A 13,170-nucleotide genomic window follows, 5' to 3' on the forward strand; every position below is an offset into this window, starting at 1 on the left:
GCTTCTCCCCCTAACCTTGCGGCTATGAGCAGTCAGCGCTTCGTGTGGGGAGACTGAAATGCAAGGCCGCATGGACCAGGGTTACGCCGCGCTTGAAAAGATTGCGGGGACATCACCCGATCTTCTGAAGTCCCTGCTGGAAGGCTCGCCCGATACCGTCAGCGTTTCGGACGCCCGCCAGCCCGACCTGCCGCTCACCTACGTCAATCCGTCCTTCCAAAGAACCACCGGATATGCGTCCGAGGAAGCGCTGGGACGGAACTGCCGGTTCCTGCAGGGCGACGAGACAAGCACCGACGATGTCGCGCGGATCAGGAAGGCGATCGCCGACCGGGAGCCGATCGATGTGGTTCTGCTGAACTACCGCAAAACGGGCGAACCGTTCCTCAATTCGCTGCGTATGGCACCGATCTTCGATGCCAGCGGAGACCTGTCGGCCTATCTGGGCATCCAGCGGGACATCACCGAAGAGCGCATCAGGGCGGAAAGCGAGATTTCCCGGAACCGTCTGGAAGCGCTCGGGACAGCTTCCGGCGCACTCGCCCATCAGCTCAACAATCTGCTGCACCCGGTCACGAGCCTGATCTCGCTGCACCTGCCCGATATTCCGGATCCCGGGATCCGGACCGACCTGGAGATGGCCCATTACAGCGCAACCCAGGCGGCGGAGCTGTCGAACAACCTGCTGGGCCTTTCCAGGGGCCGATTCGAAGAGGAAACAGGTGAAACAACCCTGCCAGACGCCCTCATCCGTGCCGTTGATCTGGTGCGCCTCATGCTGCCGCCGACGGTGACGATTGAAACCGGTTTCAGGAACGTTCCAAAGGATATGAATATACCGATCAGTGAAACCATGTTTGCACAAGTAATCATCAATATCGTCACAAATGCGTCCCAGGCGACCAAGCATTCAGGGACAATACGTATAGAACTTGCAGACCTCGAGGGTTCGAAGGCGCAAATCTCGATTGCCGATAATGGACCAGGCATTCCATTTGGGCTAAGGCGCAAAGTATTCGACCCTTTTTACTCTAATAACATCAGTAAAAATGGCACTGGACTTGGCCTTTCTGTCGCTTTGCAAATTATTAATAAAGTTGGGGGAAGAATAATAGTTGCAGAGGGCCTTTTACAACCTAACGATGACGCCCGAGGTTGTATGTTTACTATAGATATACCGACAATTACGTAGGGTTGTAGTTCGGTAGATCTGGGAGATACCGAACAATGTGCCACATTCTACTAATTGACGATATGCAGCCGGTTCGGCATGCCATCGCAGCAACACTTCGCAAGGCCGGCCACGACGTCGTCGAAGCCGACGACGGAAACAAGGGGCTGGAAATCGCCTCGTCGCGTCAGTTTGATCTAGTCATCACGGACATCATGATGCCGGCTTCGGACGGAACCGACGTCGTGTTCGAGTTGAAGACGAAATCGTCTGCTCCGAAGGTGATCGCAATGTCCGGCGGTGGTGCCGGGATCCCGGCCGACAATGTCCTGCAGCTTTCCTCAACCCAAGCGGATGCGGTTCTGAAGAAACCCTTCACGAACGACGTCCTGATTGAGACCGTGAGCGATCTCACCTCGAACTGATCTTCCATTCAACCACGTTTTCGGAGGGGATATCGTGGCCTGGTTTTACAATATGCGGCTGACGCAGAAGCTTCTGCTCGCCTTCGGCGCACTCCTGCTCATTATGGCTTTCCTGGGTGGAAAGTCAGCGATGATGTTCCACACGCTGGATCAGGAGTTCACTGAATTCACCGAACATGGCAACGCGCTTGCCGCCGCGACGGACGTCACCCAAGCCTTCTCCCACATGGAGATCAAGGCGATCGAATATGTCGAGAATTCGTCCGATGACAAGCTTCAGGCTGTCGATGCCGCGCACACGAATGTGCTTCAGCTGATCGACGACAAGCTCAAGAAGCTGCATGTGCCGGAAGAAATCGAGCGCCTTGAAGACGCTCGAAAGCATGTCGAGATCTACTGGGAGAACTTCCAGAAGGTCGCGTATGAGCGCGCCCTTCAGAAGGACATTGTCGACAACAGCCTGCACAAGGCCGGCGATAAGCTTCAATACGAGATCGTGACAGTCTTCAAGCACAAGCAGGAGCAGGACTCAAAGAACGGCAAGCCGTCCGAGACCGTCGAGCTTGTCACGGATGCCATGATCCATCTACTGATCGCCCGCGATCACGCAAACCGGTTCATCTATTCCGGAATGGAAAGCGAACTCGATTATGCGCTTTCCGAGATCGACCGGGTCAAGAAAGACCTGACCAGCGACGCCATGGCCAAGCTCGACGGCGAGGATAAGCAACTGGTCGACGATGCACTCAAGCAGATCGAGGTTTATGTAAGCGCTCTCAACGAGTTCCGGACGCTTGAAAAAGATATCAGGCACCTGGAACATGACGTCATGTTCGCCGAAGCGAAAATCATTGCCGACGACCTTGCGGCGATCAAGAAATTCGCGATCGATGCAGAGCATAAGCTGGAAGCAAAGGTGCATGCGCAGACCGCGAATTCGATCCTGTTTTCCGTCGGTGGAACCATCATCGGATTTGTCATCGGGCTCGCCGCAGCGATTATGCTGGGACGGATGATCAGCCGGCCGATCAACGGGCTTGCACGGACGATGGACGATCTGTCCCACAATCGTCTTGAGACCGAGATCGAGGCTATCAAAGGCAAGGACGAAATCGCCGAGATGACCCGCGCGGTCATGGTGTTCCGCGATGGCCTTGTCGAACGCCAGACAATGCGCGAGCAGCAGGAGAAGAACCGCGAAACCACCAACCGGCGGCGCGACGAGCTGGACCAGATGATCGGCATCTTCGGCAATACCATTCGCGGTATCTTCCAGCGCATGTCCCAATCCTCGACGGAAATGTCCGAAACCGCGGAAACGCTGACCCAGACGTCGGACAACTCGACCAACCAGGCAACGGTGCTCGACAAGGAAGCCAGTGACACCTCCTCGATGGTGGCAACCGTTTCCTCGGCAGCAGAAGAACTGATTTCCTCTATCCAGGAAATCCGGCGCAATGCGGATCACTCTGCTGAAATCGCGGCCAGGGCCTCGGACCGGGCGGAGGAGACGAAGTCCAACTTCACTGAACTCGTCACCGCGTCCGACCAGATCACCAGCGTCGTCGACCTGATCCGCGAAATCGCCGATCAGACCAACCTGCTCGCGCTGAACGCGACGATCGAGGCGGCGCGTGCCGGTGAAGCCGGCAAGGGCTTCGCGGTCGTTGCCTCGGAAGTCAAGGAACTGGCAGCGCAGACCTCGCGGGCGACCGGCGAAATCAGCAACCAGGTCGGCGCTGTGCAGCGCACGGCGCAGAGCGCCGAGCAATCCATTGGCGAGATCTACGGCACGGTCCGCGAGATCAACGATGTCGCCACCAGCATCGCCTCCTCCGTCACCCAGCAGGAAAGCGCAACGTCCGAAATCGCGCGCAGCATGGAGACGGTTTCCAGCAGTGCGGCGCGCGTGCGCGACAGCGTCTCGGTGATGCGCCAGAATTCGGAGGACACCGCCAATTCCTCCAAGCTGGTGAAGGACGGCAGCTCGGTTGTCTACGATGAAGCGGTTCTTCTGGGCGACGAGGTGGAAACATTCCTGGATGCGATCGGCAACCGCGGCGACGACGAGACTTACCGGATTTACGACGTCAACTGGCCCGCAACGCTGACGATCGGCGACAAGCAGGTGGCGGCGAGCGCGGTGAAGATTTCGTCGGCCAACTGCATCGTCAATGTCCGGATCGACGTCATGCCCGGCACGCGCGTCACCTTCGAATGCGGCGACCTCTCCAGGCCGATCGAGGCACGCGTTGCGGTCAGCGAAGGCGATACCACCACGCTTCAGTTCCCGCTGAACCTGGATCACATTGCGGATCTGAGGACGCAGCTCGAAGAGCTCGCTCTGGCTTCCGCAGCCTGAGCCACGCTCTAGACTAAGGCCTTGAAAGCCGGGGGCGCTTGCCCCCGGCTTTTCCATGACTATTCCGTCTTGTTCCTTCCAAGCACCAGCGCCGTGATCAGCGGCAACAACAGCACCATCCCGGTAAATCTGGCAATCTGGTGAGCGGCGACGAAGGCCGGATCCAGGTCGAGCATGAACGCCAGCAGCGTCATGACTTCAAGGCCGCCGGGCGCATAGGCGAGAAGCGCCTGTCCGAAGGGAATGTCCACCAGCGACGAGATGATCAGCGCGCCCAGGATCGACATCAGGAAAGCGGCGCTGAAGGCTGCGATCGAGGCACCAAGAACACTGACGAACTGGCGGATGGTCATGTTGGCGAAGCGGCATCCGATCATCGCGCCCATCATCACGAAACACGGCACAACGAGATAGACCGGCAGGATCAGCGTCCAGGCCCCGGACGCGTTCAGCCCGGCACTCATGAAAAAGGCACCCGTCATCAGACCGCCCGGCACGTTGAGCTTCTGGGCAATCAGGCTGGCGAGCAGGCACAGCGGCAGGCCGATGATGATTTCAAACCAGGTGGAGACCACAACCGCACTGCCCTCGCCTTCCAGCGTTCCGCTGGTGGAGACCACCGCGAAGGGCAGGATGGCAACAAGCACGAAAAGCCGCAGCGACTGGCTCGACGCGATCCTCGGCAGATCCGCGCCCCGGTCGGTCGCCAGCGCGATCACGTAGTTGAGCGCGCCCGGGATCGCCCCGAAAAAGGCCGTTTCCCGCGACCACTTGGCGCCGAAATGAAGAACCGCATAGCCGGCAAACGTCACGCAGACCACAACGACCAGCAAAAGCGCCATGGAAACCGGCCAATCGCCGATACGCTCCACCACATCGGGCCGGACACCGGCCCCCATCGATACTCCGATGACAACGAACAAGGCATCGCGCAGCCGGTCGGGCATGACGGTCGGAACGCCCGCAAGCGTTGCCACCGCAACAAAGACCATGGCACCGGACAGCCATGCCGCCGGCAGGCCGAGCACAAAAAAGGTGATGCCGCCGCCTGCCGCGAGCAGGACCGTCAAAATGAGTTTTGCCGCCGTCGAGTTCATCATTCCTGTAATCATAGGTTCCGTATGTGTCTTGAGCCAATACGGTACCGGCTAATACATTGCTTGATTATCGTCGTCATGATTGATTGCATAGATCAACATTAGAGTTTCTCCCGTGCGAAGGCGACCGGCATGGGCGCCGTGAAGGGAGCGCCTTCTATCAGCTCATGCTCACACGCCCTTCTAACGGACGCCCGCGCTTCCAGTTCTGAAAAGAGTTTCAGCAACCGGGGACAGCGGTCCGCAGGCCAGCGGCCACAGGTCCCGTAGATTTGCGCCCAACGCGCACAGGCTGCCAGGTAGAAATCGAGGCAACTGAGATCTGCCCCCAGCAGGAACGGACCTTCAAACGCGGCAAGCTCCTGCTCCAGAATGGCAAAACTCGCATCAATCCGGTTCCGGAGTGCGGCGTTGAGATCAGGCATGCATGCTTTTTCAGGCATGTAGCGGTGTGGTTTGAAAGAGATGCGCAGATCCGCATGCAGCGTGTTGGAAAGAAAAAACAGCCACTTGAGGAACCGGCCGCGCCTGGGCGAATCCGGTGCCGGTGCCAGACGCTTGTGCCGTTCCGAAAGCATCAGCAGGATGGCCCCGGTTTCAAAGGTCACCGCGTCCTGCCCTGGAACTTCGAGCACGGGGATCAGACCTTGCGGATTGAGCTTTCTGTAGGTCTCCGACTTTTGCTCGCCGGATGCCCTGTCGATGGAAACAAATTCATAGGCGACGGTGAGTTCCTCAAGGACCATGCGAACGACAAAGTTGGCATTGTCGGGCGCTCCGTGAAGTCTGTATATGCCATCTCCTGCCACGCGGGCTGTCGCTTCAGCACTTTCGATCACTTTATTTCTCCAGAATCAGGCCATGGGCTTGAGGAATATCAAGGCTCGAATCGATGTTCGCCTCAATGATGGCGTCATGACCAAAGACCCGCTTTCCTACGCGCTTCGCAACGTACCGCGTTACACCAGCTATCCGACCGCGCCCCATTTCCACAGCGGCGTGACCGAGGAAACCTACGCCCAATGGCTTTCGGATATCACGCGGCAAGACAGCCTGTCGCTTTATCTGCACGTGCCCTTTTGCCGGGAACTCTGCCATTATTGCGGATGTCACACAAAGGCCACCCGCAAGGATGCGCCACTGAAGGTCTACGCTGCGACATTGGGTCAGGAGATCAGTCTTGTCGGCGAGCACCTGAAGAACGCTGGACAGGTGCGCCACATCCACTGGGGTGGCGGTACGCCGAGCCTGCTTTCGCGAGAAAGCCTTGTCGACCTGACCGGCCTGATGCGCGTCCTGTTCGACCTTTCTCCCGCGCTGGAACACGCCATAGAACTCGACCCGCGGCTGGTCACCGCCGAGCTTGCCGAAACACTCGCCATGATGGGGATCAACCGCGCCAGCCTCGGCGTTCAGGATTTCGATCCCGCCGTACAAAAGGCAATCGGCCGCATTCAGCCCTATGAAACCGTCGCACGGGCTTCGGATTTTTTGAGGTCCGCCGGTCTTGATGCTCTCAATTTCGATCTCATGTACGGACTGCCGGCACAGTCACCGGAGACCATACGCGACACGATCGAGAAGACGCTGTCGCTCGCACCGGGCCGGATCGCGCTGTTCGGCTACGCGCATGTTCCCTGGATGCGCAAACACCAGAGACTGATCGACGAGGCAAGTCTGCCGTCGGCCGCCGAACGGCTGGAGTTGGCCGACCTGGCACGCAGCGCGTTGTTGGACGCCGGCTATGTCGCGATCGGTCTGGATCATTTCGCCCGCGCGGACGACAGCATGGCCATCGCGCTTTCCGACGGGACGCTGAAACGGAATTTTCAAGGTTACACGACCGATCAGGGCGAGCAACTCATCGGCCTCGGTGTTTCCTCCATCGGCAAGCTGACCGGCGGGTTCGTTCAGAACATGCCCGATGTCGGCAGCTGGAGACGGAGCATCCTTGCCGGCAAACTGCCGGTTTCAAAAGGGCTGGCACTGACGGCGGACGACAGGCTGCGTGGCCGGATCATCGAAGAGCTGATGACCAACTATGCGTGCGACCTTGGATCCGTCTGCGCAGGGTTCGGACTGTCCATTCAACATGTCGGCAACGCCTTCACCGGTCTGGAAGAGCTCGCTGCCGACGGTCTGGTGACGTTGGAACGCGATGGTACCGATCAGGCCCGGGTGCGGGTCACAGACGCGGGGCGTCCCTATGTCCGATTGGCTGCAGCCGCGTTCGATGCCTATCTCGCCGAGAGCCAGGCCAGCGGAAAGGCGCGGCACTCCGCCGCCGTCTAGCTTCAATCTGGAGGATCTTCAGCCGGCGCGCGCACCGCTGACCGTGACTTCGATCAGAAGCAGCACCGAAGCGATCATGCGGTAGGCCGCCTGCAACGGGATTGGTTGGCTGAGTACCAGGGCCCAGTCCCGATCCTTGAACAGACCGGCAAGTTTGCCGAGACGGTTCGTTGGCTCTTCCTGCCCGGGTTTCAACGCGCGCCGGATGACACCGACACATTGGTCACCGGAAACAACGGCATAACTGTCCGGCCAGCTTCCCAGCATGGTTTCAAGTGTTTTTGTCGCGAGTCTCCGAGGATCAACGACCCGGAAGAGTTCCGTTTGAGATGGTCCATGGACGAGCCATGTATCGGATCCCTTGGCTGCAATCTGCCCCTCCTCAGCCGGATCACCCCCGGCAAGATGCCATTGCCTGCAAAGAAGTTTTCGCTCCGGTGTCAGCGTCCTTACCGACTGATCAAGCAGATTGACCATGTCCACCGGTTTCCCGATCGTCCTTTTCGTCAGATCGAAGCGAACACATTCGTTTTCGTCTGCGAGGACGTGATAGCGCTTGTATGCGCCGCCTTCAGGATTTCGCACTTCAACAAACCGAAGAGAGAGGATCTGCATCGCAATCACGCCCCGACTGTATGGAACCGGCATTCATATGCGGTCCCACCCCTTAAGAAAGAAGTGGTTCTGAAGCGGACTTTCCAACCGGGCCCGGTAAAACAGAAAACACTGTTAAGAAAGGCTTGCCGGTTTGAGACAAAAGAAGGCCGCGTCGAGGCGCGGCCCTTGAGTTTCGGGAGGTGGGAGGTGTCAGTGCATGCCCGTCATCTGGCACAGGCCACAGACCTTGTTGAGGTGGATCTTGTCAGCCTTGTCGACGCGAATAACGCCGCGCCGCTTCAGATCCGAAACCACACGGCTGACGGTTTCAATTGTCAGGCCGAGATAGTCGGCAATTTCCTGGCGCGTCATGTGGAGCTGAAGGTCAAAGCCGTCATCGTCCTCGTCAGCGGGGCCGACACAACCTACGCCGCCGCGGTCAGGGACCATATGCATCAGAAAACTGGCGACACGCTCGACAGCTGACTTGCGGCCAAGCAGCACGGCATGCTCATGTAGCGCGCGCATCTGGTTTGTCAGGCATTTCGTCAGGCTTTTCTGAAGCTCTTCGGACCGCTCGACTTTCCGGAGATCGATTTCCTGCACGAGCGATTTGGTCAAGGTCTCTGCGGTGCAGTCGTGCTCGTCACCGTTTGCGAGCCCGAAAATGTCTCCAGGGCGCAGAACCTCGACAACCTGCCTGCGTCCGTCCGGCAGGAGCTTGTAGAGCATGAGAGAACCGCGAACCAGCTCGTAAAGACGTCTTGCAGGATCGCCCTCGTAGTAGACGACGGAATGGGTGTCATATTCGCTTGCCTTGCCGCCGACTTCGGCAAAACCTGCCTGGGCGGGACTCAAACTTGTCGCAACAGAGCGAGCACCAGCACCGTGACCTGCAACACCTGCTTCGTAATATGCCATTTTTCCCTCCTACGCGCATATCTGCGCGGCCTTGGCCAACCCCGGCAGGTTTCGTTGCGTTGAAGGCGAGATTGCCTTCTAAACCGATGGAACAAGGAGGTTCCCCTGCCGCCAAAACGTCCCGTCCGACGTTTTGCAACTTGCAGGCTTAACTCTAAAGCGAGGAATCTATTGAAGGAATTCGGTCGACTGCGTAAGAGGAACTACATATGGCAATACGCCGCAGCCTTCGCGTGCATCGTGTTTGATCGAGGAAAATGCGTATGCGGGAACCAGTCTCAGACCATTGCGGCGGTGAGCATGTCGATGGACAGAGGTTTGCGCAAAACCTTGAGCCCTTCGAATTCACTGACCAGACGCGCGATCTTCGTGCGCGACTTTCCGGATATGGCAATGATCCTCGGCGGCGACGCCAGGCTCTTCAGTTTCCTGACGATTTCAGCGCCGCTTATACCCGGAAGGCCAAGATCGACAATCACCCAGTGACCGGAAGCCAGGTCAGCTTCCGCCATGAAGGTTTCGCCGTCGAAGTATGTTTTGGCGCAATGATTCAGCAGTTCGAGCGCGATTGTCAGCGCATCGGCAACAGCTTCATCATCCTCGATAATGTGAACGACCAAAGACGTGTTTCCGGAGATTCAGGCGACATTGCCAAAATCACCAAGGAACATACGCGACAAATTGCCCGGCGAATGTACGCAGAAATACGTTCATAGCCAAAAACTTGCGTGATCGGACGGTTTTCGTCCCTACCCTAGGGTACGGACCCATAAATGAAGTCAATTTGGTTTGGATCGTTTTGACCAACTGTGAGGAGCGAAAGCGCAGGAAATGTGGTTCATTTGCAAGCCTTTCGCGACGCAGCAGATGGTCAAAACGGCCAAATCCGAAGGACGGCAAAATGGCTTCACCCCGTGGCGTCAGCGTGCTTGACCGGGCAAAAAGCCCGCTCCGCACACCCTTCCTGACGGGATTTCGCCATTTCTACCGCCAAATCGGCGTCATTTATGGGGCCGTACCCTAGCCTCCGGTCGGATGCCCCAGAACAATGCGAACCAGGTCGGCCGCATTGCGTGCGCTCAGCTTTTCCATGATCCGCGCCCGGTGAACCTCGACGGTGCGCGGGCTGATGCCAAGCGTTCTTCCCGCTTCCTTGTTCGACGCGCCGTCGGTTATTTCCTTCAGAACTTCCAGTTCCCTGCGGGTCAGAAGATCCGCGCCCTCGAAGGTCTGGGACGTGTCGACCTCCTGCCGCTGCTTCATCGCAGTCACAGCTTCCTTTACGCGCTCAAGAACTGTCTCGGCAGAGAACGGTTTCTCGATGAAATCGAAGGCACCGTTTCGGATGGCCTCAACGGCCATGGGAATATCGCCCTGCCCGGAAATGATGAAGATGGGAGCCGGATAGTCTTCGGCGTTCAGAGCCTTCAGGATCTCGATGCCGGAACGCCCGGGCATGTGAACGTCAAGCATGACGCAGGCCGGCACGGATTTGCTGGCGGACTGCACGAAGGTGTCACCGTCGGAGAAAGTCTCGACCACGTAGCCTTCCATGTTGAAAAGCACAGACAACGCGTCACGCACCGCGGGGTCATCATCAACGATGTATACGGCCTCTGCGCCAGCTTCCATTTGCTTCCGTCCTTGGTTCGTTGGTCTTTTTGCCAGTTAAGCGCCCTGTTCCGTTGCTTCTTCGCGCGGGTGAACCGGCAAGGTCAACAAAAACGAAGCCCCACTTTCGTCGGATACGGGCTCCAACTTCAGGTCACCGCCATGGTTTTGCGCGATCGAACGCGATATCGCCAACCCGAGACCGACACCCTTGTGCTTGGCGCCGGTGAACGCCCGAAACAGGCCGTCGACAAGCTCGCTTGGAACTCCCGGTCCATTGTCGGTGACCCTGAACTCGAGCAGGTCTCCATTTTGCGTCACGGACAGGTTCACGCGTTTGTCGTCCTGGTCCGCGACCGCTTCGCGGGCATTGCGCAGCAAATTGATGAGAATCTGGCGGATCTGCACCGGGTCCGCCTGCAACGGCGGCAAGCCCGGTTCGATGCTGGACGAAAGCAGCGTCTTGGTCTCGCCATTCCCCAGTTCCGCCATTTCGAGGCACGCCGTCACGAGTTCGGTGACATCCAGCGTTTGTCTTTCCGGGGCCTTTTTTTCAACGAGCTGGCGCATTCTTTGGATGATTTCTCCTGCCCGCTCCGCTTCCCGTTCAGCCTTTTCGATAACGGAAAGAATCTGTGGATCTACCGAGCCGTCGTTCCTGGCCTTCCTTGAAACCGATTGAAGGTAGAGCAAAACCGCTGTGAGGGGCTGATTGAGCTCATGGGCAATCGCCGCACCCATCTCGTCGAGCGCACTGAGGCGGGTCATGTGCAGCAGCTGCGCCTGCGCTTTCGCCAGGCGCTCTTCGATGACCTTCCTCGACCTCAGGTCCCTTAGAATGCCGATGAATTGCCGTCCGTAAGGGGTGTCCGCCTCTCCGACCGAAAGCTCTATCGGAAAAACCGTCCCGTCCTTGTGCTGGGCCTTGACCTCCCGGCCGATGCCGATGATCTTCTTGTCACCCGTATCGATGTAGTTGCGGACATATTGGTCGTGCGCGCGCGCGTAATCCTGCGGCATGATCTTGTTGACATTTCGCCCCAGAAGATCAGCCGCCTCATATCCAAAGAGGCGCTCACAGGCCTTGTTGTAGGCAAGGACGAGGCCTCGGTCATTGATCACGATGATACCGTCAACCGCCGTGTCGAAAACACTCGACAGCCGCGCTTCAGACACAGCAGCGGTTTCCGCATCACGATCAATTAGAAACTCGTCTGCCATCCCTCAACCCACATGGAAATCACGTCCAATCAAGGTTTAAGGGGTTTCACGTAGACCAGCAACCCGTTGCGTTTCTATAACGCTGGAAGCCAAGCGTTCATTCGCCGGACCGCTTCTTCGAGATGCGCACGTTTGCGGGCGTAGCAAAGTCGCAGATATTTCTCGCCGCCCGGACCGAAAGCTGTGCCTGGAGCAAGGCCGACACCTGTCTCGCGCACAAGGTCAAGCGCGAACCGGCGCGTGTCATCAACACCGTCAACGGAGAAAAACAGGTAAAAGGCGCCCTCGGGAGGCGCAACACTGATGCGCCCGCTCTTTTGCAATCCGCCGACAACGGCGCTCCGGCCGTCGCGCGCGCGCGCGATCTGGGAGGCCAGGAACTCCTTGCCCTCGTTCAACGCAGCAAGCGCGCCGTGCTGCAGGAACGCCGGCACACCGGAAGTCGAGTATTGAACCAGGTTCTCAATGACCTGGCCAATGGCGGGCGGAGCGGACATCCAGCCGACCCGCCATCCCGTCATGGCCCAATTCTTGGAAAACGAGTTTACAAAAATGATCTGATCGTCATCCTCGGCGATGTCATAAAAAGAGGGAGATCTGGACTGAGCGCCGAAGAAGTAGAGTGCATAGATTTCATCAGCGATGATCCACAGACCGTGCTTGCGGGCGAGATCGAGACAGTCCTTCAAGACCTGTTCTTCAGCGACCCACCCGGTCGGATTGCTCGGCGAATTCAGGAATATCGCAGCCGTTTGCGGCGTGATCGCAGCTTCAACGTCTTCCAGATGCAACGCCCAGCCTCCGGACGCTTCGCGCATGGGCACAAAGACCGTCCTTGCACCGTGAATGTCCACGGATGCGGAGATATTGGGCCAGGACGGAGACGGCACGATAATTTCCTGCCCGGCATCGGCAATGGCCTGCACGGCAAGCTGGATCGCCTGCATGCCGGATCCGGTTACGAAAAACCTCTCCGGCGAAAACGTCCGCCCGTAGATGTCACCGTGATAGGCCGCCAGCGCCTCGCGCAATTCCGGAATACCGCGCTGATACGTGTAGAAGGTTTCGCCCCTGTCCAGCGACGCCTTGACGGCCCGGTTGATAAAGTCGGGGGTAGGCAGGTCTCCTTCCCCTGCCCAGAGCGGGATCAGCGCCTCATGACCTGCCGCGGCATTGAATATTTCAATGATCCCGCTTTCGGGCGTGTTACGCGCACCTGTGCTCAGGCGCTGCATCAAGTCGGACACCGTCAATTCCTCTCAGCTCAACCTCGGCGCACCATAGCGCGATTGTGGATGGTTTTTGCATGAAACGATGTGAACAAGACTTCACCAAAGTTGATTGGTTTCAACCTGTTGCGAACCGGTCCATAATCGAAAGAACCTGACGTTCGACTCATTCTGCAGCGGGCTTCGAACGAACCTCAGATTCACCGCACTAGTTCGCATGGCGAATGGACATGCGACCGGCGCT

At 58.1% G+C, this 13,170-nt stretch carries 13 protein-coding genes; 5 read left to right on the forward strand and 8 right to left on the reverse strand.

Annotated features, from left to right (window positions below; translation table 11 throughout):
- Window positions 1–58 precede the first annotated feature (58 nt).
- The 3 genes from RBB49_RS00630 to RBB49_RS00640 are packed head-to-tail and all read left to right on the forward strand — an operon-like array spanning window position 59 to window position 3,958.
- Window positions 59–1,192, forward strand: a complete 1,134-nt coding sequence (locus RBB49_RS00630) for an ATP-binding protein (protein WP_306140706.1) — start codon at window positions 59–61, stop codon at window positions 1,190–1,192.
- Window positions 1,193–1,227: 35 nt separating this feature from the next.
- Window positions 1,228–1,596, forward strand: coding sequence for a response regulator (locus RBB49_RS00635; protein ID WP_306140707.1), 369 nt, complete (start codon window positions 1,228–1,230; stop codon window positions 1,594–1,596).
- A 34-nt stretch (window positions 1,597–1,630) separates the two neighbouring features.
- Window positions 1,631–3,958 carry a methyl-accepting chemotaxis protein gene (locus tag RBB49_RS00640; RefSeq protein ID WP_306140708.1) on the forward strand — a complete coding sequence of 776 codons (2,328 nt, stop codon included), beginning with the start codon at window positions 1,631–1,633 and terminating at the stop codon, window positions 3,956–3,958.
- 59 nt (window positions 3,959–4,017) lie between these two features.
- On the opposite strand, the gene RBB49_RS00645 is transcribed toward RBB49_RS00640, so the two are convergent.
- Together RBB49_RS00645 and RBB49_RS00650 are read right to left on the reverse strand one after the other, a co-directional pair.
- Complete coding sequence (locus RBB49_RS00645; protein ID WP_306140709.1) at window positions 4,018–5,058, reverse strand: AbrB family transcriptional regulator; 1,041 nt, start codon at window positions 5,056–5,058, stop codon at window positions 4,018–4,020.
- A 98-nt stretch (window positions 5,059–5,156) separates the two neighbouring features.
- The gene (locus RBB49_RS00650) at window positions 5,157–5,894 is read right to left on the reverse strand and encodes a glutathione S-transferase family protein (RefSeq protein ID WP_306140710.1); all 738 of its coding nucleotides are present in this window, start codon (window positions 5,892–5,894) and stop codon (window positions 5,157–5,159) included.
- Between the two features lie 76 nt (window positions 5,895–5,970).
- Between RBB49_RS00650 and hemN the strand changes: the two genes are divergently transcribed.
- Window positions 5,971–7,347 carry an oxygen-independent coproporphyrinogen III oxidase gene (hemN, locus tag RBB49_RS00655; protein WP_306140711.1) on the forward strand — a complete coding sequence of 459 codons (1,377 nt, stop codon included), beginning with the start codon at window positions 5,971–5,973 and terminating at the stop codon, window positions 7,345–7,347.
- 18 nt (window positions 7,348–7,365) lie between these two features.
- On the opposite strand, the gene RBB49_RS00660 is transcribed toward hemN, so the two are convergent.
- The 3 genes from RBB49_RS00660 to RBB49_RS00670 all read right to left on the reverse strand — a co-directional run bounded on the left by RBB49_RS00660 (window position 7,366) and on the right by RBB49_RS00670 (window position 9,485).
- Window positions 7,366–7,995, reverse strand: a complete 630-nt coding sequence (locus RBB49_RS00660; protein WP_306140712.1) for a hypothetical protein — start codon at window positions 7,993–7,995, stop codon at window positions 7,366–7,368.
- Between the two features lie 159 nt (window positions 7,996–8,154).
- The gene (locus RBB49_RS00665) at window positions 8,155–8,865 is read right to left on the reverse strand and encodes a helix-turn-helix domain-containing protein (protein ID WP_306140713.1); all 711 of its coding nucleotides are present in this window, start codon (window positions 8,863–8,865) and stop codon (window positions 8,155–8,157) included.
- A 278-nt stretch (window positions 8,866–9,143) separates the two neighbouring features.
- Window positions 9,144–9,485: a response regulator gene (locus RBB49_RS00670; RefSeq protein ID WP_306140715.1), complete on the reverse strand. Its 342-nt coding sequence runs from the start codon at window positions 9,483–9,485 to the stop codon at window positions 9,144–9,146.
- Between the two features lie 281 nt (window positions 9,486–9,766).
- Here RBB49_RS00670 and RBB49_RS00675 point away from each other — a divergent pair, with 281 nt between their 5' ends.
- Entirely contained in the window at window positions 9,767–9,889 is a 123-nt protein-coding gene (locus RBB49_RS00675) for a hypothetical protein (protein WP_306140716.1), read from the forward strand.
- On the opposite strand, the gene RBB49_RS00680 is transcribed toward RBB49_RS00675, so the two are convergent.
- From RBB49_RS00680 to RBB49_RS00690, 3 genes are all read right to left on the reverse strand, one after another.
- Window positions 9,886–10,497 (reverse strand): response regulator transcription factor, encoded by a 612-nt coding sequence (locus RBB49_RS00680; protein ID WP_306140717.1) that lies wholly within the window; start codon window positions 10,495–10,497, stop codon window positions 9,886–9,888. The genes RBB49_RS00675 and RBB49_RS00680 overlap by 4 nt on opposite strands.
- A 36-nt stretch (window positions 10,498–10,533) precedes the next feature.
- Window positions 10,534–11,697 carry a PAS domain S-box protein gene (locus RBB49_RS00685; RefSeq protein WP_306140718.1) on the reverse strand — a complete coding sequence of 388 codons (1,164 nt, stop codon included), beginning with the start codon at window positions 11,695–11,697 and terminating at the stop codon, window positions 10,534–10,536.
- A 74-nt stretch (window positions 11,698–11,771) separates the two neighbouring features.
- On the reverse strand, window positions 11,772–12,944 hold the full coding sequence (locus RBB49_RS00690) for a pyridoxal phosphate-dependent aminotransferase (protein ID WP_306140719.1): 1,173 nt from the start codon (window positions 12,942–12,944) through the stop codon (window positions 11,772–11,774).
- Window positions 12,945–13,170 lie beyond the last annotated feature (226 nt).

Source organism: Roseibium sp. MMSF_3412 (assembly GCF_030733265.1).
Taxonomy (GTDB): domain Bacteria; phylum Pseudomonadota; class Alphaproteobacteria; order Rhizobiales; family Stappiaceae; genus Roseibium.